Origin of the sequence: Pseudarthrobacter sp. 1G09 (assembly GCF_050038305.1) — a bacterium.
In the GTDB taxonomy this organism is placed as follows: Bacteria; Actinomycetota; Actinomycetes; order Actinomycetales; family Micrococcaceae; genus Arthrobacter; species Arthrobacter equi.
The window spans coordinates 809,509-832,896 of record NZ_CP188306.1; the positions used below are offsets into that span (position 1 = coordinate 809,509).

Consider the following 23,388-nt stretch of genomic DNA (forward strand, 5'->3'; position numbering starts at 1 on the left):
CCATACAAGGGCCCGATGGCAGGCGGGGCGCTGGCCGGAAGGATTGACGTGTTCGCAGCGATCGCCTGCCTAACCCAAGGAGCCACCATGAAGAAGTCCCGCACAGCCCTTGCCGCCGCCGCAGCCGGTGCCCTGGTCCTCACCGCCGGAGTCACGGCCGCGGCCAACGCAGGAACAGTTCCTGCGCCGGCGGCCGTTCCGGCCGTGGACGTCCAGCCTGCGCCGGAAACTGTCGTCCAGCAGAACCGCATCTCCGTGGGGGCCTCCGCCGCTGCCGTGAACGCCGCCCTGGCCAAGTGCCAGGCGGACAAGCTCCCGTTCGTCACCGTTGCCGTGGTGGACCGGTTCGGCACAGTGCAGGCACTCCTCCGCGGAGACAATGCAGCGGAGCACACCATCGAAGCCGCCAAGCAGAAGGCCTACACCGCAGCCGCGTTTGGTACGCCCACCAGTGAGCTGGCCAAGCGGATCAACGGCAACGGTCCGTCCATTGCAGACCTCCCCGGCACCCTGTTCCTGGCCGGCGGCATCCCGCTCAAGGTCAATGGGGTTTCAGTGGCCGGCGTCGGGGTTGGCGGTGCATCGGACGGCGCCCTGGACGAGGCCTGCGCCACCGCCGGAGCTGCAGCCATCGCGGGCGCCCCCGCCGGAAAGTAGGCTGCCCGTATGAGGCGCACTGGCTTAGGTGCCCAGGGCTTGCTGGCCGTCGGTGCCCTGGCCCTCACCCTGACGGCGTGCCAAAGCCCTGCTCCGGCACCATCCGGCGGACCGGCGTCGGCCGCCCCTTCACCCAGCACTTCGGTCCCCAGCGGAACCGTCGACGCCGAAACCGACCCTCCTGCTTCAGGGCCGGCGGCCACCCCGGCAACACTCCCCGCCGAAGCCCAGGCGGCACTGGACCAGGAACTGATTGCTGCCGCCAAGGCCAACAACGTGGCGCTGGTCCGCGACCTGGTGGGCCGGGGCGGCAACGTCAATGCCAAGGACTCAATCCAGGACTCGGCCTTCCTCTATGCCGGCGCCGAAGGCTTCAACGAGGTACTGCAGCTGACCCTGGGGGCCGGCGCGGACGTTTCCAGCATCAACCGCTACGGCGGGACTGCCCTGATTCCGGCCAGCGAGCATGGGCATGTGGAGACGGTGAAGATCCTGGTTGCCGCCGGCGTACCCGTCAACCACGTGAACAACCTGGGCTGGACGGCCATGCAGGAAGCCATCCTCCTGAACAATGGCGGTCCCCGGCAGCAGGAAGTGGTGCGGTTGCTGCTGGAGGCCGGTGGGGACCCGGGTATCCGGGACCCGGAGGGCCGGACTGCGCTGCAGAACGCCGAACGGCTGGGCTTTGCGGAGATCGCCGCCCTGATCCGGAGCCGGGGCTAAGCTATCGGGTTGCCGAACCGCCGAGTTTGCCCATCTTTGCCGGATAACGACGACGGCGCGCCGCACTCTCGGTGCGACGCGCCGCCGTCGGGCTCGGAAGCCGGGGAGATTCAGCGGCCACTCAGCTCAGACGGCCTCGAGGATGCTGACGTAGTTGGCGATGCCCACGCCCCCCATGTTCTGGATCGCTGCCCGGCGCGGTGCCGCGAGCTGCATGTCGCCGGCGGTGCCGGTCAGCTGCATGGCCGCGAGCACGTGCTGCGAGACGCCGGTGGCACCCACGGGGTGTCCCTTGGACTTCAGGCCGCCGGAGACGTTGACCGGCAGCTTCCCGTCCTTGAACACCCACCCTTCCTCGAGCGCGCGGGCACCCTGGCCGGGTTCGGTCAGTCCCATGGCCTCGTACATGAGCAGTTCGGCGATGGTGAAGCAGTCGTGGACTTCGGCCAGGTCCAGGCTTTCGATCCCGACGCCGGCCATCGCCAGGGCGCGCTGCCACGAGACCCTGGTGGCTTCGAAGGCCGTGGGGTCGCGGCGCGCGGCCGGGAAGAAATCGTTGGCCTGGCCAAACCCGGCGAGCCGCACGGCAGGGTTGGCGCCTGCCGTGGGGGAGGTGGAGAGCACGACGGCGGCCGCTCCGTCCGAGACGGGGGAACAGTCCGTGCGGCGCAGCGGGTCCGCCACCATGGGGTTCTTGTCCGAGACGGTCTGGCAGAACTTTTCGCCGAGGTCCTTCCGGAGCTGGGCGTAGGGGTTGTCCACGCCGTTGCGGTGGTTCTTGGCGGCGATGCTGCCCAGCACATCCCCGAGGTTCCCGGCCGGGTCGTAGCGCTTGGCGTAGTGCTTCGCCACGTCGGCGAACAGCCCGGTGAAGCCGGTAGTCGAGGCCTTGCCTGCCATGTCGTAATCGGCGCCGAGCAGGCCCGCGCCCACCACGTCAGCCCCGGCGTGGGTCATCTTTTCGGCGCCGATCACCAGGACGGTTTTGGCGGTGCCCGCCAGCAGCGACTTAGTGCCCTGCTGGAACGCTGCCGAACCCGAGGCGCACGCGTTTTCCACGCGGGTGGACGGGACATTGGCCAGTTCCGGGGAAACCTGCAAAGCCAGCGACGACGGGAACGCCAGCGGCATCATGCCGGAGTTGAACTGGCCCACATAGATTTCATCGATCTGTCCGGGCTCAACACCCGCGCTGGCATCGGTGGCCACCTGCACGATCAGTGATTCCAGGGTGTCATCGGTGAGCTTTCCGAACCTGCTGTGGCCCCACCCGGTGATCAGGACATCTTTGCCAAACTGTTCCTTCAGGCTCATGCCGCCACTTCCTCGTTCTCAAGCCGGACTTCGAAATCCGCGTCCGTTTTCTCTCTGATGTCCTCCACGGTGACCCCCGGCGCCAGCCGGGTCAGCGTGAGCTGCCGCCCGCCGTCGCCCGTTCCTTCGCCGTCCTTCACCAGGTCGAAGACCGCAAGGTCGCTGATGATCCGGTCCACGCAGCTGAGGCCGGTCAGGGGGAGCGTGCATTCGCGGACGATCTTCGCCGTGCCGTCCTTGGCGTTGTGCTCAGTGAGGACCACAACCCGGGGCGTCCCGGCCACCAGGTCCATGGCCCCGCCCATGCCCTTGACCATCTTGCCCGGGATGGTCCAGTTGGCCAGGTCGCCGTTGCCGGAGACCTGCATGGCGCCGAGAATAGCCACCTTCACGTGGCCGCCGCGGATCATGCCAAACGACGTGGCGGAGTCGAAGATACTGCCGCCGGGAAGCACCGTGACGGTCTGCTTGCCGGCGTTGATGAGGTCCGCGTCCTCCTCGCCCTCATAGGGGAAGGGCCCCATGCCCAGGAGTCCGTTCTCGCTCTGCAGGACCACCCGCACGCCGTCGGGCAGGTTGTTGGCCACCAGCGTGGGGATGCCGATGCCCAGGTTGACGTAGTCGCCGTCGTTCAGTTCCTCTGCCGCGATCGCAGCCATTTCATCCCTGGTCCAGGCCATGGTTTTCTCGATTCTCAGTGTCTTGTCGGTTGTTTGGGGGTGCCGCCCGGGGACGGCTATTTGGGAATGACCGGCGGAACAAACTCGAAGGTCATTCCCAGCAGCCAGGCCAGCAGCAGGACCACCGGCAGGTGGAACAGGAACTGCTGGAAGGTGAAGCCCACCAGGTCCCGGGCGCGCAGCCCCAGCACGGCCAGCAGGGGCAGCATGAAGAAGGGGTTGATGAGGTTGGGCAGGGCCTCGGCCATGTTGTAGATCTGCACCGTCCAGCCCAGGTTCATGTTGACGTCCGTGGCGGACTGCATCACGTACGGCGCCTCCACCAGCCACTTGCCACCGCCGGACGGAACGAACATGCCCAGGAAGGCCGTGTAGAGCGCGATGACCACCGCGAATGCGCCGTTGCTGCCGATGCTTGTGAAGAAGTGGGCCAGGTGCTCCGAGACGGTGAGCCCGTCAGCCCCGGCGGCCTTCGTGAGGATGGCGGCCATGGCTGCGTAGAGCGGGAACTGGACCAGGATGCCGGCGGTGGCGGGCACGGCCTTGGTGACCGCCTGCAGGAACTTCCGGGGAGTACCGTGCAGCACCAGGCCCAGCATCAGGAACACCAGCAGGTAGCCGTTCAGCGAGCTGACCACGGTGAGGATGGGCAGCGTGAGCAGTTGGGAGACCAGCCATCCCAGGGTCAGAACACCGGCGATGATGGGCAGGATCCGGCTGTACTCGAGCCATTCACCCGGTCGCGATTTTTCGGCGGGAGCCTCGGGTTCGTCGTCCAGGTCCACGCCCATATCCTCGGCCGTCCGGATGGCTTTTCCCGTGGGAGCCGAGAAGTGCGCGATCACGGTGGTGAGGAGCATGAGGATCACCAGCGTCAGCAGTGACTGCCACGTGAAGATGGTGGTGCCGAAGTCCAGGACCCCGGTGATCTGCAGCAGCGCCGGCGGAATCGACGCCTTTGTTGCCTGCAGTTGCGCGGCCGAGGAGGACAGCCCCAGAGCCCACACTGCACCCAGTCCCATGAAAGCGGCCGCACCGAGGGCGCGGTAGTCGACCGTGAGGTCCGAACGCCGGGCGATGGCCCGGGCCAGGAGGCCGCCGAAGATCAGGCTCAAGCCCCAGTTGATGAACGAGACGGACATGGACATGACGGCCACGAAGCTCACCGCCGCACGGGCGGATCCTGGAATGACGGCCAGGCGGTTGATCAGCCGGGCAACGGGCGGGGACGTGGCCACCACATAGCCGGTGAGCACCACCATGGCCATCTGCAGGGTGAAGGCGGTGAGGTCCCAGAACCCGTTGCCGAAGGAGTCCACCACGGCCTTGGGGGAAGCCCCGATGGCCAGGGCGGCAATGGCGACCAGGACGACGCCGGCGAGGGCAAAGATGTAGGCGTCCGGGAACCACTTCTGCGTCCATCCCGCGAGACTTTCCGCCATCCGGGCCAAGCCCTTCTGGCGGACATCCTCGTCTTGAATCTGCGCGGTGTTCATTGTTGTGTGCTCTCCATTGAGTTACGGGCCATTGAGTTGCGGGCGGTTGCTGCGGGTGCCGGCGCCGGTCAGGCGGACACAAGGCCGGTGCGCGGCCGCACCGTCCGCTGCTCGATGTCCTTCACGCGATTGGTTGCCTGCACCAGGCGCTGGACGAAGACACCCGGGGTGACCACATGGTTGGGATCCACTTCTCCGGGCTGCACGATCACTTCAGCTTCGGCGATGGTCAGCTTGCCGGCCGTAGCCACCACGGGATTGAAATTCCGGGCCGTGTAGCGGTAGACGAGGTTGCCGTCCGTGTCGGCGGTGTGGGCGTGGACAAGTGCCACATCGGCAACGATGGCGCGCTCGCGGACGTACGTTTCGCCGTCGAATACTTCCAGCGGCTTTCCTTCCGCTACCAACGTGCCCACACCGGTCTTCGTGTAGAACGCCGGGATGCCCGCTCCTCCGGCCCGGAGCCGCTCCGCCAGGGTGCCCTGGGGCGTGAATTCAACCTCCAGCTTTCCGGCAAGGTACTGCTCGGCGAAGAGCTTGTTTTCCCCCACGTAGGAGGCAATCACCTTGTGGACCTGCCCGGCTTCGATGAGGATGCCCAGGCCCTTGCCGTCCACGCCCATGTTGTTGGAGACCACGGTGAGGTTCTGCACGCCGGAGTCACGGACGGCTTCGATCAGGTCTGCCGGAATGCCGCTGAGCCCGAAGCCGCCAACGGCGAGGGTGATGCCGTCCTGCAGGGCGCCTTCCAGGGCGGCTGCCGCGGAGTCCTGGATTTTGCTCATGGGTGTGTCTCCTCATCGAGATGGTCAGTCCACTTTGTGGACTCAGCTTCTGGGTATGGAGACTACGGTCCTCGTCTCAGGCCCGTCAAGGCGGAAAATCACCGATTTCAGCCTGCGTTCTATACTGTGGACGAAGAATAAGAAAGTATCCACAATATGGACGAATGGGACATTAATGAGCAATTCTCCCGTGCAGGGCGCCCAGGTGGTCAGCCGCCTCGCAAGCCTGCTGCGGCTGGTTGGCCGCAGCACCGGGGGCATGCCGCTGGCCGGTATTGTCCGCGAATCGGGACTCACCCGGCCCACGGTGCACAGGCTCCTGTCATCCATGGCTGCCGAGGGCCTGCTGGACCATGATCCCGCTAACGGCAACTGGGTGCTGGGCCCAGAAATGCTGCTGCTGGGTTCAGTGGCCTCCGCCAGGTTCCCCATGGAGGACATCGCCCGGCCCAGCCTCCGGCGGTTGGCCGAAGCCACGGGTGAGAGCGCTTTCTTCTCCATCCGCCGCGGCATGGAAACGGTCTGCCTGTTGCGGGAGGAAGGCAGTTTCCCGGTCCGTTCCTTCGTGCTGCACGAGGGCGTGCGGTTTCCCTTGGGGGTGGCGTCCGCGGGAACAGCCATCATGGCTTTCCTTCCCGAGGGGGAACGGGAAGGGATCCTGACGGACTGGGGGGCCCACGCGGGAACCTTCGCGGCCGGGCACACCGCCGGCATCGTCCGGGAGAACCTTGAACGCACCAGGCTGACCGGCTACTCAGTGAACCCCGGTCTGGTCCTTGAAGGCAGCTGGGGGATGGGCGCAGCGGTGTTCGACAGGTCCGGCAAGCCTGCCTGGGCGCTGTCCCTGACAGGCATTGAGACGCGCTTCAAGCCCGAGCGGCAGGAAGAGCTGGGCGGCCTCCTTATGGCGGAGGCCCACCGGATCACCCAGCAGCTGGGCGGGGGAGAAGGTGCCGCGGCCCGCTGAGTCTCCCCGGCTTTGCCCACGTACGACGACGGCGCGCCGGCTTTGTGGGGAGGCGCGCCGTCGTGATCCCCGCAAGCAGGGGAAGATCAGCGGGGGCGCCGCTACAGTCCGGCGCGGGGCTCTACCGGGCCTTCGCCCTTCCACCACGTATCAAAGACGGTGACGGGGACTGTGCGCTTGTGGCGCGTGCGCAGGTACTTCTGCTCGATGGATTCGGCGACGGCGTCGGGAACCTCGCGGCCTTCGAGGTAGTCGTCAATCTGGTCGTAGCTGAGGCCCAGCTCGTCCTCATCCGTGCGGCCCGGCCGGTCGTCCAGCAGGTCGGCGGTGGGCACCTTTTCCCAGACGCGTGCCGGGGCGCCGAGCTCGGCCAGCAGGGCCCGGTTCTGCCGCTTGTTCAAACCGAACAGGGGCAGGATGTCCGCGCCGCCGTCGCCATACTTGGTGAAGAACCCGGTGACGGATTCCGCCCCGTGGTCCGTGCCGATCACCAGGTAATTGAATTCCCCGGCCAGCGCATACTGGGCGATCATCCGGGTGCGGGCCTTCGTGTTGCCCTTGTGGAAGTCGGAGATCTCAGAGCCGGCGGTCTTTTTGAACTCGTCCTCGAAGCCGTCCACGGCCGCGGAAATGTTGAAGGTCCACTCGGTCTTGGCCTTGATGAAGTCCAGGGCGGCCTGGGCATCTTCCTCATCGTGCTGCACGCCGTAGGGCAGGCGGACGGCCACGAAGTTGGCTTCGACGCCTTCCGCCTCGAGCTCTTCGACTGCCTGCTGTGCCAGCTTTCCGGCCAGCGAAGAATCGAGACCTCCTGAGATTCCCAGAACAAAGCCCTTGGTACCTGTGGCTTTGAGGTAATCCTTGAGGAATGTGACGCGTTTGCGCACCTCCCCTGCGGGGTCGATCCGGGGCTGCACGCCCATTTCTTCAATGATGGTGGCCTGGAGTTCGCGCATGTGGTCCACACTAGCCAGCGGCGGCAACCCTGCTCAAGCAACCGCACCGGCCTGGCCCCACTAAACTGGAACCCATGACTTCCCCCAGTGAGACTGCAGTGGACTCTGCAGCCGCCCGCGCCCGACTGCTCGAACTCATCAACGAACTTGCCGTGGTCCGCGGCAAGGTCATCCTCTCCAGCGGCGCGGAGGCGGACTACTACATCGACCTTCGCCGCATCACCCTGCACCACGAGGCGTCCAAGCTGGTGGGCCAGGTCATGCTGAAGATGGCGGACGACGCCGGCATCGGCTTTGAGTGCGCAGGTGGCCTGACCATGGGGGCCGACCCCGTGGGCACCGCCGTCATGCACGCTGCGGTGGACGCCGGCCGCACCGTGGACGCCTTTGTGGTCCGCAAGGCCCAGAAGTCCTACGGCATGGGACGCCAGGTGGAAGGCCCCTCGGTGGAGGGCCGGAACGTGCTGGTCCTCGAGGATACGTCCACCACCGGCGGATCCGCACTGACCGCCGTCGAGGGCGTCCGCAAAGCCGGCGGCAACGTTGTGGCCGTGGCAGTGATCGTGGACCGCGACACCGGCGCCAAGGAAAAGATCGAAGCCGAAACCGGAGTGCCTTACCTCTTCGCGTTCGGCAAGGACGAACTGGGCCTCGACTAGGTCCCAACCGCCGGCCCGGCCCGCAGCCCGGGCTGGCGCCGGCTGGCTGGCCGGGCGGGGATGGGGAGGGGTAGCGCCGAAGCGATCGGGCCAACTCACTTGGTCCGGACCGGCCGCTGACCTAATATTCTCCTAAGCCCCTTATGTACCCCTTGGAGACCTGCCCATGCCCACTTCGGACCAGCCTTTGAGCGTCACTGAGACTGTCCAGGACCTGATCCTGGACAGCTCGGATTTTGAAGAGTTCCTCAATGAGCTCGCGCGTTTCTCGGCGCACCAGGTAGCCGGGCTGGGCGATGATGCACTGTGCGGCATCACTCTGCTTCGTGACAGGAAGGCCGCCACGATCGGCTGGAGCAGCGACTCCGCCCGGGAAGTGGATGAAATCCAGTATTCGCTGTCCCAGGGTCCCTGCCTGACCGCGGCCCAGGAAGAACGGGAAATCCACGTCCCGGACCTGTTTGATGAAGACCGGTGGGGCCCGGAGTATGCCTCAGCTGTGGCTTCCTATGGGCTGCGTTCCGTGTTGTCGCTGCCCTTCAACCTGCAGGGCGACGCGAAGGCGGCACTCAACCTGTACTCGGATGTCCCGCACAAATTCGACGAGCGGGCCACCGCGAAGGCCCGCGGCTACACGAGGGAGATTTCCCAGGCCCTGCGGCTGGCCGTGCGCTTCTCCCTCCATACGGACAGCGCAGCGAACCTCCGGGCAACCCTGGAATCGCGCACCATCATCGATATCGCCATCGGAATCGTGATGGCGCAGAACCGGTGCAGCCAGGAAGCGGCCGTCAGGATCCTCACCGAGGCTTCCAGTAACAGCAATACAAAGTTGCGGGATATCGCTAAATCGCTGGTTGATTCCGTCGGCGGCACCGGCACGCGTACGTTCTACCAGGAACCCGGCAGCCGCAGGCCTGAACAGTCCGCCTAGGCAGGCCGCCCGGGCGGGCAGCCTGAGGAGGCGCTGAAGCGGGCCCTGGAACGCAGGTTGTGCCTGCACACCATCGGGGATACGCTGGCCGAGGTTGAGCCGTCGGCCATAGAACCTCTTTTGGAGTACCTATGGACCGCTCTCTTAATGCGCTCGTCAACCTCGACGTCCCCGCTGATATCGTCAGGATCGACGTCCGCGGAAGCCTCACCCACGATTCCCGGCCGGACCTTGTCCACATCATCCGGCGCGTCCGGCGCATGGGCATCCGTGCCCACATCCGCGTCGACCTTTCGCAGGCCGCACTGGTCGAATCCAGTGCGTTGGCCGGACTTCGCAGTGACCTGAACACGATGGACGCCAACACCCTGCCGGGCATCTACGGCTCGGGTGTTTCGCTTCACCTCACGGGTTCACACGACAGGCTGTCGGGCGCACGCCTGGCCGGTGCCGAGCCTGCCCAGCAGGTGCAGCCACTGCATATCGTCGACGACGACGCCAGCCACCCACACCATGGCAGGCCCTTCGGCGAGGGGCACCAGGTAGCGCCGGACGCCGCGCTTGAGGAGTTGTTCGGCCGGCAACTGATGGACTACTCAGAACAGGAACTCCTCGCCGCCAGCGATACCCTCTTTGCCCTGCTGGACCACCCCGGGGCCTTCCCCGGCTCGGACCTCCTGGGGCGCTACAAGGACATCGGACGCGAGCTCGGCCGCCGCCAACAGGATCCGGAGGCTCCCTTCCCGGCAGCGGAGGGCCAGGCCGCCAGCTGAGGGCCGGCCCGGCGCAGGGCAGTCACTGAATGGTTATGCAAGGCTTCTTGCGGCGGACTCTTCAGTTGTGCCTACGGTAGAGGCGTGCCGTATGAGGGGAAGGTTGATCCGCAGGGCCGGGGCGGGGCAACCGCAGCCCGGCTGCTGTCACAAGCCGCTGCCCTCAAACGTTTTTCCCGGCGCAGCTTCTTTACCGCGACGGGTGCTTCCGGGGTACTTGCCGCGGACATGCTGCTGACCAGGGAGGTGCAGTCGCAGCGCCGGACGGACAAGATCCTGCCCGTTCCGGACGACTTTGCCGACGCCTACTACCCGGACGCCAGTTGGTTCCTGTTCCCGGGATACAAGACCAGCTGGGAGGAGGCCCAGTGGATCCTGAACTCCCTCCGTGGTTCCTTGAACAAGCGGGCCCGGCTCGCCGCCGTCGGGTATTCCAACCAGGGCCTGGACATCGACGACATCGTGATCGCCGTCATCGAGTACGTCCGTGAGCAGAAGATCGGGAAGCTGTTCTTCTACGGGCACAGTTTCGGCGGCATGGTGGCCACGCAGGTGGCGGCCCGGCTCCTGGAGATCCACGGCGTGCAGGTCCAGTTCGTGGTGCTGGACTCCAGCCCGTACAGCAAGCACGACGTCCTGGACCAGAGCTGGTTCGACGGCGTGGTGTTCCTTTACGAGCGCGGCTTCCGGTTCCCGTCCACCCTCCGTGGCGGCTACGAGCTGGGCGAACGGGTCATCCACAAGGACGAGCGCAGCTGGCGCCAGATCCTCGACCAGACCCTGGAGCAGCTCTCGCCCATCGCACCGTCAAGCGTGCTGATCCAGACGGAATCCGCCTACATCTACCACTTCGACGGGACCCGCTTTGCAGGGAAGATCGGGACCGCGAAGATGGCCTACCTGGGCAACCCCAAAGACCGCACCGTGCGCTACGAATCAGCGGTGGAAGCGTGGGCGGTGGCGTTCAAGGACAACATGGTCTCCACCGGACTCCAGACCACCGGAGCCGCACCCGCGCACGCCAGCCCGCAGTGGAACCCGCACATCTACCGGCCGCTGCTGGACGGACTGCTGGACGAGCAATTCCCGCTGCCGGCCGGCGGCTCCCGGGTGACAGTGTTCTAGAGCTGGTTCTTCAGGTCCGCCACAGAGTTCAGGACCTGGTTGGGCCGGAAGGGGTAGGAAGCGATCTCGTCCCGCTGCGTGATGCCGGTCAGTACCAGGACGGTGTGCAGCCCGGCTTCCATACCGGCGATGATGTCCGTGTCCATCCGGTCGCCAATCATTGCCGTGGTTTCGGAATGGGCGTCGATCTGGTTCATGGCCGAGCGGAACATCATCGGGTTGGGCTTGCCCACAATGTAGGGTTCCCGTCCCGTGGCTTTGGTGATCAGCGCCGCGATGGCTCCCGTGGCCGGCATGGGACCGTCCTTGGACGGGCCCGTGGCGTCCGGGTTGGTGGCGATGAAGCGGGCACCGGCGAGGATGAGGCGGATGGCCATGGTGATCGCTTCGAAGGAATAGGTGCGCGTCTCGCCCAGCACAACGAAGTCCGGATCCTGGTCGGTGAGGATGAAGCCGGCCTCGTGCAGCGCCGTCGTCAGTCCTGCTTCGCCGATGGTGTACGCGCGGTTGCCGGACCCTGAGCCCTGCACCTGGTCCTTCAGGAACTGGGCCGTGGCCAGCGCCGACGTCCAGATGTTCTCTTCGGGGATCTCCAGGCCGGACGCACGCAGCCGGGCCGCAAGGTCGCGGGGCGTGAAGATCGAGTTGTTGGTCAGGACCAGGAAGCGCTTGGACGTGTCCACCCATCGCTGGATGAGCTCAGCGGCGCCCGGCACCGCCTGGTTTTCGTGGACCAGGACACCGTCCATGTCTGTCAGCCAGCACTCAATGTCCTGGCCGCTGCGGTACACCGCCGGTGCGTCCTTGACCTTGTCCGCTTCTGCCATGCCTGCCTCCGAGTGTCGACGCCTGTGATGAAGGGCCGTGATGATTGCCCAATGGTCCAGTCTAGTGTTGAGGGGTGAACCAAACGCCCGGGATGTCAGACGCGCCGCACCACTCGCCCGAAGAAGCCGACGCAACGGAAGCCGGGGCACCCAGGGCGGAGGTCGGCGTCGGGCCCTGGGAAGGCGAACTGCCCGAAGGTGACCACTGGGATCCTGACCTGCTGGCGGACGGCGACCGGCGCAACGTGCTGGACAAATACCGCTACTGGAAGCACGAGGCGATCGTGGCGGAACTGGATTCGCGGCGGCACAACTTCCATGTGGCCATCGAAAACTGGCAGCACGACCTCAACATCGGCACAGTGGTGCGCACCGCCAACGCGTTCCTCGCCAAAGAGGTGCACATCATCGGGCGACGGCGGTGGAACCGGCGCGGAGCCATGGTCACCGACCGCTACCAGCACGTCCGCCACCATCCCACGGTGGAGGATTTCGTCCAGTGGGCGCAAGGGGAGGGGCTGGCGATCATCGGCATCGACATCTTCCCGGACTCTGTGCCGCTGGAGACCTATGAGCTGCCCCGCGACTGCGTGCTGGTGTTCGGGCAGGAAGGCCCGGGCCTGACGCCGGAGGTCCATGAAGCTGCCGAAGCCACGCTGTCCATCGAACAGTTTGGTTCCACCCGTTCCATCAACGCCGCCTCCGCCGCAGCGATCGCCATGCACGCGTGGGTCCGCCGCCACGTCTTCAACCAGCACGTCCAGGGCTGACTGCGGCGACCCGTCAGCCAGTGTTACCGACTGCCGACCAGAAACTCGGCGGTGTGGCGGATATCGCTAGGATGGTGCCTAGCCGTAAGCGGTCTACTTGAGGGTCTTCCAACCCACAGACGAAACTCAGCAGAGGAGTCAGCATGCCCATTGCAACCCCAGAGATCTACTCCGAAATGATCGACCGTGCGAAGGCGGGCGGATTCGCTTTCCCGGCAGTGAACGTCACGTCCTCGCAGACGCTGAACGCGGCCCTGCGCGGCTTCGCCGAGGCTGAGTCCGACGGCATCGTCCAGGTCTCTACCGGCGGTGCCGCCTACTGGTCCGGCGCCTCCACCAAGGACATGGTGGCCGGTTCCCTGGGCTTCGCGGCCTTCGCCCGTGAAGTGGCCAAGAACTACGGCGTCAACATCGCCCTGCACACGGACCACTGCCCCAAGGACAAGCTGGATGGCTTCGTCCTGCCCCTGCTCGCAGCCTCCGAGGCCGAGGTCAAAGCCGGCCGCAACCCGATCTTCAACTCCCATATGTGGGACGGCTCCGCCGAAACCCTCCAGGACAACCTGCGCATCGCCCGCGAGCTGCTGGCCCGCACGGCGGCTGCCAAGATGATCCTCGAAGTTGAAATCGGCACCGTGGGTGGCGAGGAAGACGGCGTCGAGAACGAGATCAACGAGAAGCTGTACACCACCGTCGAGGACGCCCTGGCCACCATTGAAGCCCTGGGCTCCGGCGAGAACGGCCGCTACATCACGGCCCTGACCTTCGGCAACGTCCACGGTGTCTACAAGCCCGGTGGCGTTAAGCTCCGCCCGGAGATCCTCAAGGACATCCAGGCGCAGGTTGGCGCGAAGATCGGCAAGGACAGCCCGTTCGACCTCGTGTTCCACGGCGGCTCCGGCTCCTCGGACCAGGAGATCGCCGACGCCGTGTCCTACGGCACCATCAAGATGAACATCGACACGGATACCCAGTACGCCTACACCCGCCCGGTGGCGGACCACATGTTCCGCAACTACGACGGCGTCCTGAAGGTGGACGGCGAAGTGGGCAACAAGAAGACCTACGATCCCCGCGTCTGGGGCGCCTCCGCCGAAGCCGGCCTCGCTGCCCGCGTTGTGGAAGCCACCAAGCAGCTCGGTTCAGCCGGAAAGACTTTCTAAATGTCGGATGAGTTCCGCAGGAACCTGATGGGGCCGGAGCCAACGCTCCTGCCGGCAGAATCCGAGATCTACCAGCACCTGGCGCTCGGCCAGGAAGCCGTTGACCTCGTGGCGAAGAACCCCACGTCGTCACTGCTGTGGGCCATCCTTGCCGAGGAGGCCTGGGCGGAGGGACGCACCATAGATTCCTACGCCTACGCCCGCGTTGGCTACCATCGCGGGCTGGACTCGCTGCGCCGCAACGGCTGGCGCGGCGTGGGCCCCATTCCCTGGGAGCACGAGCCCAACCGCGGGTTCCTGCGGGCGCTCTACTCGCTGGGGCGGGCCTCTTCGGCCATCGGTGAAGCCGACGAACCGGAGCGGATCGAGAAGTTCCTCAACGATTCCGACCCCGCGGCCAAGGCGGCCATCGAGGGCAAATAGATCCCCACCGCCTCCCTAGCTTCGCTGCGCTCAGCCAGGGAACCCTCGGCGGCGGAGGCCCCTTCATATGGGCCCACGCGCGCAGGGTTCCCTGGCCGAGCTTGCGAGGTTAGGGAGCGGGTGGGGAACGACGGCGGGCGGTCACCTTTCTTTGGGAAAGGTGACCGCCCGCCGTCGTACTCCTTGGAGGATTAGACCGCTTTCTGCAGCCCTGTGCGGGCCATGGCATCTGCATAGGCCACGCGCATGTCCTGGAGGTACTCCTCCTGGCGCGCAGGGGAACCGGCGAAGGCGCGGCCGCTGAGGGAGCGCACTTTGTAGGTCTTCAGGCCGCGACGCCACAGCAGCGGCACCTCGGTCTTCAGGAGTGCGTTGGCCAGCCGGTTGGCTTCGGTGCCGTGCGCCACGATGACTGAAGCGCGCGGGACGAGGGCGAGGAACTTGAGCAGCGGCTTGAGGCCGGCCTGGATCTGGTCCGGGGTGAACTTGCCGTTCGGTTCGCCCGGGACGTGCCAGGGGTGGACGTTCCACGGCATGACGTACTCGGGCCGCAGCCCCAGCTTCCACTGGATACCGAGCATGCGGGTGGCAGCGTCCTGGTCGCCGGCGGTGATGAAGCCGGAGCCGTCCGCCTCACCGATGTTGGAGAACAGGCTGATGATGCGGCATTCATCAACGTCGTGCATGGGGTCGACGTAAGGCACCACCGTGCCCGGCTTGGTGTCCTGCAGGGAATCGCACAGCTCGTTGACGGCGGCGACGCTGGGCTCGTAGCGGCGGTTCAGGAGCTGTTCGTGAAGGGATTCTGGTGCAAGGGCGGTCATATGGTGCTGGGTCTCCTGCGGGGATTGGCGGTGCCTCCGCCTGCGGAGGAGGGCGCGTGAAGGCGCAACTCTACATCGGCGGTGTGTTTGGGGTGGGCCGGTCAACCCGGCCTTCCCCAGTTTAGCAAGCCTCGGGAAGCGAAACGCCGGTTGCGCGTATTCCGGTGACCGGATGCACACCCGGGGTTTCGTCCTTCCGGTGTTTCTGCGGCGGCGGGCTACCAGAGCCGCTTCGTGGCCCGGCGCGCACCTTCGCCCAGAGCTTCCAGTTTTGCGTAGGCGATCTGCGGGTGGACGCGCCCGCCCAGGCCGCAGTCGGTGGAGGCGATGACATTTTCCCGGCCGACTACATCAGCGAAACGCACAATCCTGTCCGCCACCAGGTCCGGGTGCTCCACCACGTTGGTGGCGTGGGAGACGACGCCCGGAATGATCACCTTGCCCTCGGGGAGTTTCGTGTCCTCCCAGACCCGCCACTCATGTTCGTGCCGGACGTTTGCTGCCTCGAAGGAGTATGCGCCGGCGTTGACCTGCAGGACGGAGCCGAGGATGTCTGCGAAGGGGATGTCCGTGGTGTGCGGGCCGTGCCAGGAGCCCCAGCACACGTGCAGCCGGATCTGCTCCTGAGGGAGGTCCCGCAGCGCCCAGTTGGTGGCCTCAACCCGCAGCTGGATGAACTTCAGGTAGTCCTCCAGCGCCGGTTCTGGATTGATCTGGTCCCAGCTTTCGGCAAGGGACGGGTCGTCGAGCTGGACGGTCAGGCCGGCGTCGATGATGGCCTTGTATTCCTCCCGCATGGCGTCGGCGCAGGCGTAGACGAGTTCCTCGTCGGACTTGTAATACCCGTTGGCCACCCGTGCGCATGAGCCGGGGGAGAGGGACGCTATGAAGCCCTCCGTCAGCCCTGCTTTGGCGAGTCCCGTCTTCAGGTTGGTGACGTCCGAGGCCACGAGGTCCTGGCCGGTGTAGGTCAAGGGGCCGGCAATCCTGGGCTGGGCGACGCTCTTCCGGTGGGCCAGGATTCCCGACGACGGGTCGTTGTAGGCGTCGTTGAACTGCTGGCGGTCCCGCCGGTCAGGGAAGGAGGTGAGGACGACGTTCCCGGGCGACGAACGCCGGACCTCGGAGTCTGCCCAGCGGTCCACATCGGTCGGCTCCAAACCGCCGAGCCGCGCGAAGGAGTAGTTCCACCACGCCCCGTAGTCAACAGAGCTGGCCATCGTGTGGCCGTACTCTCCGTCGTTGGGAATGTCGATGCCAAGGTCTTTTTGGCGCTGGACGACGTCAACCACGGAGGCTTCGAGGAGTTCCAGGAACTCCGGCGTGATCCCGTCAGCCTCCTTGGCGGCGTTCGCAGCGATGAGTTCCGGCGTCCGCGGCAATGAGCCTGCGTGGGTGGCGCGGATGTGGTCGGTGTTCTGGGGCACGGTGGAGTTCCTTTCCATCGGTCCTGGCAGTAGCACCTTCGGGGCAGGGAGACCTCCCTGCTGTACAGGTTGCTGCGGCGTCACTGAGCCAGGTCTCTCAGCCGCTCCGGATGGGTCACTTCCACTCAAGCCCACCCGCCAAAGGTGGGGCAAGTCGGTTTCACGATCTGACTTGCTTTGCGCTAAAGCAAGCAGTCATAGGTTTCCCAGGATTTGTCGATTCCATTGACAGGTTTCAATCAGCTTGATTGGCTGTTGTCACAGCGCGCAATGGGGGACATGGCCGCTGGACGCACTCAATGCACTCGAAAGAGGTAACGCACGTGAAGAAATCCCTGGCTACTTTTAGGACCCTTGCCGTTTCAGGGGCCCTTGCACTGGCGGTTGTCGCCGCTCCCGCTCCAGCCATCGCTGTGGGGGAGGGCCCCAACTACGGTGGCAACGGCCAGATCACCACCTCGAAGCTGGCCACCTATGACCAGATGGTGTCGTTCCTGAAGGACCAGGACGCCAAGCAGCCGGCCATGGAACTTGAGGTCATCGGCAAAACGGTCAAGGGCCGCGATATCCACCTGGTCAAGTACATCTCCGACCCGGCCAAGCCCACCATCCTCTACCTGACCCAGCAGCACGGCAATGAGCAGCTGACCACAGAGGGAGCACTGGAGTTCGTCAAGCACCTGGGCACCGGAAAATCGGCGGACATCCTCAAAGGCGTGAACATCCTGGTGGTTCCGATGCTCAACGCGGACGGCGCCATGGGTGACGTCGACTTCTCCCTGGAGGACTACATCGCCAAGGGTGACCGCAACATGACCCGCTTCAACGCCAAGGGCGTGGACCTGAACCGGGACCACATAGCCAAGATCCAGCCGGAAACCCAGGCCCTGCACAACAACGTGATGCGCAAATACCGGGTCGACTACATGATCGACCTGCACCACCAGGGCACCCGGGCAGAGCGCGACGGCAAACTCGTCTCCGGGTCCATCCTGTACCCCACCACCCCCAACGCCGATCCCGCCGTCGTCGAAAAGTCCAAGCAGCTTGGCGCCGTCGTCTTCGACAACGTCGACTCCACCGGCTGGGGCCACCTCGGCAAGTACCAGGGCGGCAGCGCCGAGACCATCAGCCGCAACGGCATCTCGGTGGAATACGGCATCGCCACCCTGCTCTTTGAGATGCGCGGCATGTCGGACCACTACCTCGACGGCTACGCGCTGGGGCAACGCAGCAACGGCTACCTGATCAAGCAGACCGTCACCACGCTGACGTCCACCGCCGCCGCCATCGCGGACGGTTCAATAGCCGACGCCGATACCTCCTTCTGGGACACCCTCGCCGAGCAGACCTCCCGCCCGGCGGGCGAGGCCGACGACGAGTAACCGCAGCAGGACGGGACGTCCCGGTTCTTTACCGCGCGTAAAGCACCGGGACGTCCCAGCGAGTGGTCAAAGTGCACTATCGGCTAAACTTGGGTGGTAAGGGCCCCGGGGCCAACGCGTTCGCCAATCCGCCTGCGGAACGGCGGGAGCCGGTCCACTCGGGGCATTCTCATGAACGGCGCTGAACCAGGACCGCCACGCTGTGGCGCCCGGCCGGCCCGAACGAATGGGGGAGGATCCCATGCCAGCAATTGTGATCGTAGGAGCCCAGTGGGGCGACGAAGGAAAAGGCAAGGCCACAGATCTTCTGGGCGGCCGTGTTGACTATGTCGTCAAACCCAACGGCGGCAACAACGCCGGGCACACCGTCGTCGTAGGCGGTGAAAAGTACGAACTCAAGCTGCTTCCGGCAGGCATTCTTAGCCCCAACGCAGTCCCTATCATTGGCAACGGCTGCGTGGTCAACCTTGAGGCCCTCTTCCAGGAAATCGAAGGCCTGCAGGCACGCGGCGCGGATACGTCCAAGCTTCGCGTCTCCGCAAACGCCCACCTCGTGGCCCCGTACCACCAGGTCCTGGACAAAGTCACCGAACGCTTCCTGGGCAAGCGCGCCATCGGCACCACCGGTCGTGGCATCGGCCCCGCCTACATGGACAAGGTGGCCCGCCTGGGCATCCGCGTCCAGGACGTCTTCGACGAGTCCATCCTTCGCCAGAAGGTGGAGGGCTCGCTGCACCAGAAGAACGAGGTCCTGGTCAAGATCTACAACCGCCGCAGCGTTGTGGTCGATGAGATCGTCGAATACTTCCTGTCCTTCGCCGAGCGGCTCCGCCCGCTGGTCATCGACAGCACCCTGGTGCTGAACACTGCCCTGGACGAGGGCAAGGTAGTGCTGATGGAAGGCGGACAGGCAACCTTCCTCGACGTCGACCACGGCACGTACCCGTTCGTCACCTCCTCGAACCCCACCGCGGGCGGCGCATCTGTGGGCTCGGGCATCGGCCCTACCCGCATTTCCCGCTCCATCGGCATCATCAAGGCCTACACCACCCGCGTGGGTGCAGGCCCGTTCCCCACCGAACTGTTTGATGAGATGGGCGTTTACCTGCAGAAGACCGGCGGCGAGTTCGGCGTCAACACGGGGCGCCCCCGCCGCTGCGGCTGGTACGACGCCGTCCTGGCCCGCCACGCGTCCCGCGTCAACGGCTTCACGGATTACTTCGTCACCAAGCTGGACGTCCTCACCGGCATCGAACAGATCCCGGTGTGCGTGGCCTACGACGTTGACGGCGTCCGGCACGACGAGATGCCGATGACGCAGACCGAGTTCCACCACGCCAAGCCCATCTTCGAGTACTTCGACGGCTGGACCGAGGACATCACGGCTGCCCGCACCCTGGCAGACCTGCCGGAGAACGCACGCAACTACGTCCTGGCGCTGGAGAAGCTGTCGGGAACGCGTTTCTCCGCCATTGGCGTGGGCCCGGACAGGGACCAGACCATCGTGGTGAACGACCTCATCAACGACTGACGGTTCGTAGGGAATTACGACGGCGGCGGGACACCTTTGCGGGTGGCCGCCGCTTGTTCGTTTCGGGCCTGGCGCGGGGCAGCTCAATTTACACAGGGTTTACCTTCAGTGCCTTGTGGGCGTACAGCCCGGACAGCCAGACTTTTGGGACAGCATTCGAGGACTGCCTGGCAAGCACGTCCACCTTTTGCGGGACAGGCGCGGCCACGCGCTGGCCGGACCATCGGCGGAGATGCCGTCCGGAAGACCGCTCACAACCGGAAGGAAGTGCGCCATGGCGGGCAAGTTCGAAGTTTTCCTTGATCCCCAGTCCAAGTTCAGGTTCAGGCTTCTGGGCGTGGACGGGGCGGTGATGGCGGTCTCGCAGGCCTTCAATGACAAAGCGGCCGTCGCTGCGGGGATCGCCGCGGTCCGGGAGTGCGCCGGGACCGGTTTGGTGACGGACCTGTGCCCTGCCGGAGCTCAACCGCCGGCCGTGACCGTTGCCGCAGCAGCTCCCGCCACCGAACCCATCCTCGATGAGCGGGCGGCGGCCAGGCTTCATGCTATTGCCACGGCCAAGAGCATGCGCCGCCATGCCGCCCCCGGACACTGGGACTTGCGCCGTAGCCGGGCGGAACTGGCCAACTGAGGTTGCTGACACTCCGTCCCGGACAGCAGCCCACGGCCAAAAACTTTCCTGAAAAAGGCGTAACCTTTCGTCGCCCGGGGACGATTACCTTTATGTAGCGCCGGCCTGGAACTTGTCCCCCATCACGTTCCAGGCCGGCTCTTTAACTCTCCGGCAGCACCGGACAGCTGCGCACGGCCGGAACCGGCAGTGCACGTGGCGGTCCGGTGCGCGGTGGTTACTGCGGGGTAAAGTAGGCGGGCAAAGGCATTCCGGCAACGGGCCTTTCCTGCCCTGCCATCCCCGCACCGACCAAAGGCACCACGTCCGTGACCGATGCACTGACAGACGAGTCCCTGCGACATCCAGATACTGGTTCTTCAGCCTTCGGCATCGTCTACCGGACGTATGCGTCGCAGGTATTGGGCTATTTCAAAGCCCGTGGAGCCGAGGATCCGGAGGCAGCAATGCAGGAGGTCTTCCTTTCTGTGCTGCCACGGCTGAACTCAGTGACCGGCGGCAGCGCAGGCCTGCGCACGTTCATCTTCTCGGTGGCGCACGCCCGCATGGTTGACGACCACCGGCGGCAGAGCCGCACCCCGGCCAAGCTTCCCTTCGAACCTGAACTGGACGGGCGGGAGAACCCGTCCGCTGAACAGGAAGCGCTGGAACGGATAGCCCCTGGAGAAATCGTGGGTTTGTTGGAATCACTTCACGAAGAACAGCGGGAAGTGTTGTCGCTGCGGCTGGTTGCCGGGCTCACCGTCGAACAAACCGCCGAAGCCATAGGGAAGAGCGCAGGAGCGGTGAAGCAGCTGCAACGGCGCGGCATCCTCAAACTGCGCGAAGTTGCGGCAGTGAAGGAGTACCTGCGGCCATGAGCACACCCGAAAGCAGGCTGCACGAACTGGTCGATGAAGTCCTCACGGACGCAGGCCACCCGGACGACGCCGCACTTCGAAGCGCACTCGAATCGATCGGCTCCCTCGCGTCGCTTCCCGTTCCCGAACCTTCCGGAGAACTTGCCCGGCTGCTGGCCGGCGGAGGGGACGAACTGGCCCGCCGCCGTCGCTCCAACCGTCACCGTCCCACTGTGGTGGGACTTGCAGTGCTTGCGGGAATGGGGCTGGGTATTGGCGGCGTAGCCGCAACGGCCGGCAGCGCACCGGGCAGCAGTGCAGCGTCCGTACAGCACTTGCTCGGGGACTGGTCGCCGGATTGGGCCATCACCCACGGCGCAACGGCAGCGCCGACTCCCCAATACCGTGGAGTGGCGGTCCCTGCAGACCAAACTCCGGAATCGCTTCCCGCAGCCATCTCCGCCTCTGATTCCGCCCGAACCCCGCAGGGCGCCGGCACTCCCCAGGGCAAAGAACTGCGGCCGGACGGCGAAGGTTTGGCTGGTTCTGCTGGAAGACCCGAATGTGGAAGCCCGAAGCAAACCGCGGCAACTCCTGTGGGCATCTGCCCGCCCGCAGCCAAACCATCAGGACAGCCGGACGGGCCGAGCAGCCACATCGGCGGGGGATCGACGCGGGACACGGCTGCGTCCGGGAACGCGGACAAGAAGCAGGCGCCGGACGAAGGCTCGCCCGGACGCGCCGTTCGCGGCCAGGACCAAAACGATCCCGGAGACCCGGGACGTGCATTGGAGAACAGTGCCGGGCGGGGGATGGCGGGATCAAAAGAAGCCGCTGACACCGGACCGGGAAGGGCCGCACCGGAAAAACCCGGCTGGGCAGGCTCCGGGCAAGGGGCAGGTTCAGGAAATGGCCGCGTAACCGCTCCCGGTGGCAAATAGCTGTCCATCGGCCCGGTAGTCAGTGGCCCGGGTTAGGCTGATGGCATGGGCCACACCAACGATCCTGCAGTTATTGAACGCCTTATGCGGACCAAAGGGCGATGGGCCATCGTCGGCCTGACCACCAACGAGTGGCGCTCCGCCTACGACGTATCCTTGTTCATCCGGGACCAGCTGGGCATGGACATCATCCCCGTCAACCTTGCCGGCGATACCGTGCACGGCGAACCGGGGTACCGCACCCTGGCGGAGATTCCGGCGGAAAAGCAGCCCATCGACGTCGTGGATTGCTTTGTGAACTCGGAGAGGGTGGGCAAGGTAGTGGACGAGGCGATCGCCGTCGGCGCCAAGGCTGTCTGGCTTCAGCTGGGCGTCATCGATGAAGCCGCCGCGGAACGCGCCAGGGCCGCCGGCCTGGACGTTGTGATGAACTCCTGCCCGGCCCAGCAGGCCTGGAAGTTCAAACTCTGAGCCTTGCGCGAGACTAGCCCCGCTTCAGGAGGTCCGGGTAGTGCCGCTCGGTGACGTCCGGGTGTGCCCGCATCCTGCCCTTGAGCATATTGAGTCCAAAGGACGCGAGCAGCGGGTTGCTGGGATCGTCAGTGATGCCGCGTGCGGCTGCCTTCAACTCCGGGGCCAGCGGAACGGGCTGGATAACCGAGTCCAGGCGGGGCGACCAGAAGAACGGCACCGAGTAGCGGTCCACGCCCGGGGGCGGTGCCTGCACGCGGTGGATCGTGGCCGCAAGGTACCCCTCGGTGGCTACTTCCAGCATTTCGCCGAGGTTCACCACCAATGCCCCGGGAAGGGGCTCCACCGGAAGCCATTCCGAGGTCCCCGGCGGTTTTACTTCCAGGCCTCCAACATCGTCCTGGAGCAGGAGCGTCACGAACCCGTAGTCCGCATGGGACCCTACGCCCTGGTCACCGGCCTCCTTGACGACGCCGCCAACATAATGGACCAGTTTTCCCATCCATGCCGGTGCTTCCCGGAAGGGTTCGTCGAAATAGTCCTCGGGCTGTTGCAGCGTCACGGCAATGGCGCGCAGCAGTTCCATCCCCACCCCGGACATCAGTTCCGCCCAGGCCATGGCTGCCGGCTTTAGTTCAGGGAACGCTTCGTCGGGCCACTGGTTGGGTCCCTGCAGAAGCCAGTACGGCTGGTCCGGCGGATAGCTGTCCACGGGCGGGCGCTCGGGGGAGTAGTCGATCTGCTCGCGCGCATCCGCCCGCCCCTGCGTCACTTCGGTTCCCATCCGGGTGTAGCCGCGGAAGTGCGGAGAAAGCCGGTTGTCCAGCTTCATCCGTTCTTCGAGGGGAAGGTTGAAGAACCGCCGGACGGCGTCAAGGAGCTGGTCCGCCTGCCCTGGCGAACCCCCGTAACCGGTGATTTGGAAGAAGCCCACGTCATGGGTGGCATGCCGCAGCTGCTCGATGAATTCCGGACTGAAGGTCCCGTAGGGCTGGCGTGCGGTACTCAAATCCAGAACAGGTATGGCTCCCTGGTCGTGTGACATCCTCGCAGACTAGCACCGTGGGGATGCGCTTTATAGGCTTCG

General features: G+C 65.4%; 24 protein-coding genes, 1 pseudogene and 1 riboswitch. Of the genes and pseudogenes, 16 read left to right on the top strand and 9 right to left on the bottom strand.

The window, feature by feature from the left end; all coding sequences use genetic code 11:
* The first annotated feature begins 87 nt into the window (after window positions 1-87).
* Together ACP3TD_RS03845 and ACP3TD_RS03850 are read left to right on the top strand one after the other, a co-directional pair.
* Entirely contained in the window at window positions 88-657 is a 570-nt protein-coding gene (locus ACP3TD_RS03845) for a GlcG/HbpS family heme-binding protein (protein WP_426765586.1), read from the top strand.
* Window positions 658-666: 9 nt separating this feature from the next.
* Window positions 667-1,380, top strand: coding sequence for an ankyrin repeat domain-containing protein (locus tag ACP3TD_RS03850; RefSeq protein ID WP_426765588.1), 714 nt, complete (start codon window positions 667-669; stop codon window positions 1,378-1,380).
* Between the two features lie 126 nt (window positions 1,381-1,506).
* Here the strand turns inward: ACP3TD_RS03850 and ACP3TD_RS03855 are convergent, their stop codons facing one another.
* From ACP3TD_RS03855 to ACP3TD_RS03870, 4 genes are all read right to left on the bottom strand, one after another.
* On the bottom strand, window positions 1,507-2,694 hold the full coding sequence (locus ACP3TD_RS03855) for an acetyl-CoA acetyltransferase (protein WP_426765590.1): 1,188 nt from the start codon (window positions 2,692-2,694) through the stop codon (window positions 1,507-1,509).
* Window positions 2,691-3,374 carry a CoA transferase subunit B gene (locus ACP3TD_RS03860; RefSeq protein ID WP_426765592.1) on the bottom strand — a complete coding sequence of 228 codons (684 nt, stop codon included), beginning with the start codon at window positions 3,372-3,374 and terminating at the stop codon, window positions 2,691-2,693. The genes ACP3TD_RS03855 and ACP3TD_RS03860 overlap by 4 nt, the downstream gene beginning before the upstream one ends.
* A gap of 56 nt (window positions 3,375-3,430) precedes the next feature.
* Window positions 3,431-4,870 carry a short-chain fatty acid transporter gene (locus tag ACP3TD_RS03865; RefSeq protein ID WP_426765594.1) on the bottom strand — a complete coding sequence of 480 codons (1,440 nt, stop codon included), beginning with the start codon at window positions 4,868-4,870 and terminating at the stop codon, window positions 3,431-3,433.
* A 68-nt stretch (window positions 4,871-4,938) separates the two neighbouring features.
* Entirely contained in the window at window positions 4,939-5,655 is a 717-nt protein-coding gene (locus tag ACP3TD_RS03870) for a CoA transferase subunit A (protein ID WP_426765596.1), read from the bottom strand.
* Between the two features lie 175 nt (window positions 5,656-5,830).
* Here ACP3TD_RS03870 and ACP3TD_RS03875 point away from each other — a divergent pair, with 175 nt between their 5' ends.
* The gene (locus ACP3TD_RS03875) at window positions 5,831-6,622 is read left to right on the top strand and encodes an IclR family transcriptional regulator (protein ID WP_426765598.1); all 792 of its coding nucleotides are present in this window, start codon (window positions 5,831-5,833) and stop codon (window positions 6,620-6,622) included.
* A 101-nt stretch (window positions 6,623-6,723) separates the two neighbouring features.
* On the opposite strand, the gene nadE is transcribed toward ACP3TD_RS03875, so the two are convergent.
* The gene (nadE, locus tag ACP3TD_RS03880; RefSeq protein ID WP_426765600.1) at window positions 6,724-7,578 is read right to left on the bottom strand and encodes an ammonia-dependent NAD(+) synthetase; all 855 of its coding nucleotides are present in this window, start codon (window positions 7,576-7,578) and stop codon (window positions 6,724-6,726) included.
* A gap of 74 nt (window positions 7,579-7,652) precedes the next feature.
* Between nadE and pyrE the strand changes: the two genes are divergently transcribed.
* The 4 genes from pyrE to ACP3TD_RS03900 all read left to right on the top strand — a co-directional run bounded on the left by pyrE (window position 7,653) and on the right by ACP3TD_RS03900 (window position 11,069).
* Entirely contained in the window at window positions 7,653-8,237 is a 585-nt protein-coding gene (pyrE, locus tag ACP3TD_RS03885) for an orotate phosphoribosyltransferase (RefSeq protein WP_426765602.1), read from the top strand.
* Between the two features lie 166 nt (window positions 8,238-8,403).
* Window positions 8,404-9,171: a GAF and ANTAR domain-containing protein gene (locus ACP3TD_RS03890; RefSeq protein ID WP_426765604.1), complete on the top strand. Its 768-nt coding sequence runs from the start codon at window positions 8,404-8,406 to the stop codon at window positions 9,169-9,171.
* Between the two features lie 131 nt (window positions 9,172-9,302).
* The gene (locus ACP3TD_RS03895) at window positions 9,303-9,944 is read left to right on the top strand and encodes a hypothetical protein (protein ID WP_426765606.1); all 642 of its coding nucleotides are present in this window, start codon (window positions 9,303-9,305) and stop codon (window positions 9,942-9,944) included.
* Window positions 9,945-10,028: 84 nt separating this feature from the next.
* Window positions 10,029-11,069, top strand: a complete 1,041-nt coding sequence (locus tag ACP3TD_RS03900) for an alpha/beta fold hydrolase (protein WP_426765608.1) — start codon at window positions 10,029-10,031, stop codon at window positions 11,067-11,069.
* Here the strand turns inward: ACP3TD_RS03900 and ACP3TD_RS03905 are convergent.
* The gene (locus ACP3TD_RS03905; protein WP_426765610.1) at window positions 11,066-11,896 is read right to left on the bottom strand and encodes an HAD-IIA family hydrolase; all 831 of its coding nucleotides are present in this window, start codon (window positions 11,894-11,896) and stop codon (window positions 11,066-11,068) included. The genes ACP3TD_RS03900 and ACP3TD_RS03905 overlap by 4 nt on opposite strands.
* A 92-nt stretch (window positions 11,897-11,988) precedes the next feature.
* Between ACP3TD_RS03905 and ACP3TD_RS03910 the strand changes: the two genes are divergently transcribed.
* The 3 genes and pseudogenes from ACP3TD_RS03910 to ACP3TD_RS03920 all read left to right on the top strand — a co-directional run bounded on the left by ACP3TD_RS03910 (window position 11,989) and on the right by ACP3TD_RS03920 (window position 14,252).
* Window positions 11,989-12,666 carry a TrmH family RNA methyltransferase gene (locus ACP3TD_RS03910; RefSeq protein ID WP_426767125.1) on the top strand — a complete coding sequence of 226 codons (678 nt, stop codon included), beginning with the start codon at window positions 11,989-11,991 and terminating at the stop codon, window positions 12,664-12,666.
* 140 nt (window positions 12,667-12,806) lie between these two features.
* Window positions 12,807-13,829 (top strand): annotated as a pseudogene (gene fbaA, locus ACP3TD_RS03915) (class II fructose-bisphosphate aldolase); the annotation flags it as partial.
* Complete coding sequence (locus ACP3TD_RS03920; RefSeq protein ID WP_091717983.1) at window positions 13,830-14,252, top strand: DUF3151 domain-containing protein; 423 nt, start codon at window positions 13,830-13,832, stop codon at window positions 14,250-14,252. It begins immediately after the preceding pseudogene.
* A gap of 191 nt (window positions 14,253-14,443) precedes the next feature.
* Here ACP3TD_RS03920 and ACP3TD_RS03925 read toward each other — a convergent pair whose 3' ends face one another.
* Both ACP3TD_RS03925 and ACP3TD_RS03930 read right to left on the bottom strand, forming a co-directional pair.
* Entirely contained in the window at window positions 14,444-15,076 is a 633-nt protein-coding gene (locus ACP3TD_RS03925) for a uracil-DNA glycosylase (RefSeq protein WP_426765612.1), read from the bottom strand.
* Window positions 15,077-15,294: 218 nt separating this feature from the next.
* Window positions 15,295-16,503: a cobalamin-independent methionine synthase II family protein gene (locus tag ACP3TD_RS03930; protein WP_426765614.1), complete on the bottom strand. Its 1,209-nt coding sequence runs from the start codon at window positions 16,501-16,503 to the stop codon at window positions 15,295-15,297.
* Between the two features lie 11 nt (window positions 16,504-16,514).
* A riboswitch (SAM riboswitch) is annotated at window positions 16,515-16,620 on the bottom strand.
* 182 nt (window positions 16,621-16,802) lie between these two features.
* Between ACP3TD_RS03930 and ACP3TD_RS03935 the strand changes: the two genes are divergently transcribed.
* The 6 genes from ACP3TD_RS03935 to ACP3TD_RS03960 all read left to right on the top strand — a co-directional run bounded on the left by ACP3TD_RS03935 (window position 16,803) and on the right by ACP3TD_RS03960 (window position 22,301).
* A complete protein-coding gene (locus ACP3TD_RS03935) occupies window positions 16,803-17,888 on the top strand; it encodes a M14 family zinc carboxypeptidase (protein ID WP_426765616.1) in 1,086 nt (361 codons plus the stop codon).
* Between the two features lie 241 nt (window positions 17,889-18,129).
* On the top strand, window positions 18,130-19,419 hold the full coding sequence (locus ACP3TD_RS03940; protein ID WP_314215561.1) for an adenylosuccinate synthase: 1,290 nt from the start codon (window positions 18,130-18,132) through the stop codon (window positions 19,417-19,419).
* Between the two features lie 274 nt (window positions 19,420-19,693).
* Window positions 19,694-20,050, top strand: a complete 357-nt coding sequence (locus tag ACP3TD_RS03945; RefSeq protein ID WP_426765619.1) for a DUF1508 domain-containing protein — start codon at window positions 19,694-19,696, stop codon at window positions 20,048-20,050.
* 308 nt (window positions 20,051-20,358) lie between these two features.
* A complete protein-coding gene (locus ACP3TD_RS03950) occupies window positions 20,359-20,910 on the top strand; it encodes an RNA polymerase sigma factor (protein WP_426765623.1) in 552 nt (183 codons plus the stop codon).
* Window positions 20,907-21,830 (top strand): hypothetical protein, encoded by a 924-nt coding sequence (locus ACP3TD_RS03955; protein WP_426765625.1) that lies wholly within the window; start codon window positions 20,907-20,909, stop codon window positions 21,828-21,830. Before ACP3TD_RS03950 ends, ACP3TD_RS03955 begins: the two co-directional genes overlap by 4 nt.
* 45 nt (window positions 21,831-21,875) lie before the next feature.
* Entirely contained in the window at window positions 21,876-22,301 is a 426-nt protein-coding gene (locus tag ACP3TD_RS03960) for a CoA-binding protein (protein ID WP_426765627.1), read from the top strand.
* 13 nt (window positions 22,302-22,314) lie between these two features.
* Here the strand turns inward: ACP3TD_RS03960 and ACP3TD_RS03965 are convergent, their stop codons facing one another.
* Window positions 22,315-23,346: an isopenicillin N synthase family dioxygenase gene (locus ACP3TD_RS03965; RefSeq protein WP_091717997.1), complete on the bottom strand. Its 1,032-nt coding sequence runs from the start codon at window positions 23,344-23,346 to the stop codon at window positions 22,315-22,317.
* Window positions 23,347-23,388: the final 42 nt, after the last annotated feature.

Coding starts and splice junctions, on each gene's coding strand:
- ACP3TD_RS03905 (WP_426765610.1), bottom strand. CDS start 11,896: ATGGCAGAAGCGGACAAGGTCAAGGACGCACCGGCGGTGTACCGCAGC.
- ACP3TD_RS03875 (WP_426765598.1), top strand. CDS start 5,831: ATGAGCAATTCTCCCGTGCAGGGCGCCCAGGTGGTCAGCCGCCTCGCA.
- nadE (WP_426765600.1), bottom strand. CDS start 7,578: ATGCGCGAACTCCAGGCCACCATCATTGAAGAAATGGGCGTGCAGCCC.
- ACP3TD_RS03940 (WP_314215561.1), top strand. CDS start 18,130: ATGCCAGCAATTGTGATCGTAGGAGCCCAGTGGGGCGACGAAGGAAAA.
- ACP3TD_RS03965 (WP_091717997.1), bottom strand. CDS start 23,346: ATGTCACACGACCAGGGAGCCATACCTGTTCTGGATTTGAGTACCGCA.
- ACP3TD_RS03910 (WP_426767125.1), top strand. CDS start 11,989: ATGTCAGACGCGCCGCACCACTCGCCCGAAGAAGCCGACGCAACGGAA.
- ACP3TD_RS03845 (WP_426765586.1), top strand. CDS start 88: ATGAAGAAGTCCCGCACAGCCCTTGCCGCCGCCGCAGCCGGTGCCCTG.
- ACP3TD_RS03895 (WP_426765606.1), top strand. CDS start 9,303: ATGGACCGCTCTCTTAATGCGCTCGTCAACCTCGACGTCCCCGCTGAT.
- ACP3TD_RS03935 (WP_426765616.1), top strand. CDS start 16,803: ATGCACTCGAAAGAGGTAACGCACGTGAAGAAATCCCTGGCTACTTTT.
- ACP3TD_RS03945 (WP_426765619.1), top strand. CDS start 19,694: ATGGCGGGCAAGTTCGAAGTTTTCCTTGATCCCCAGTCCAAGTTCAGG.
- ACP3TD_RS03920 (WP_091717983.1), top strand. CDS start 13,830: ATGTCGGATGAGTTCCGCAGGAACCTGATGGGGCCGGAGCCAACGCTC.
- ACP3TD_RS03925 (WP_426765612.1), bottom strand. CDS start 15,076: ATGACCGCCCTTGCACCAGAATCCCTTCACGAACAGCTCCTGAACCGC.
- ACP3TD_RS03870 (WP_426765596.1), bottom strand. CDS start 5,655: ATGAGCAAAATCCAGGACTCCGCGGCAGCCGCCCTGGAAGGCGCCCTG.
- ACP3TD_RS03860 (WP_426765592.1), bottom strand. CDS start 3,374: ATGGCCTGGACCAGGGATGAAATGGCTGCGATCGCGGCAGAGGAACTG.
- ACP3TD_RS03960 (WP_426765627.1), top strand. CDS start 21,876: ATGGGCCACACCAACGATCCTGCAGTTATTGAACGCCTTATGCGGACC.
- ACP3TD_RS03850 (WP_426765588.1), top strand. CDS start 667: ATGAGGCGCACTGGCTTAGGTGCCCAGGGCTTGCTGGCCGTCGGTGCC.
- ACP3TD_RS03855 (WP_426765590.1), bottom strand. CDS start 2,694: ATGAGCCTGAAGGAACAGTTTGGCAAAGATGTCCTGATCACCGGGTGG.
- ACP3TD_RS03865 (WP_426765594.1), bottom strand. CDS start 4,870: ATGAACACCGCGCAGATTCAAGACGAGGATGTCCGCCAGAAGGGCTTG.
- pyrE (WP_426765602.1), top strand. CDS start 7,653: ATGACTTCCCCCAGTGAGACTGCAGTGGACTCTGCAGCCGCCCGCGCC.
- ACP3TD_RS03955 (WP_426765625.1), top strand. CDS start 20,907: ATGAGCACACCCGAAAGCAGGCTGCACGAACTGGTCGATGAAGTCCTC.
- ACP3TD_RS03890 (WP_426765604.1), top strand. CDS start 8,404: ATGCCCACTTCGGACCAGCCTTTGAGCGTCACTGAGACTGTCCAGGAC.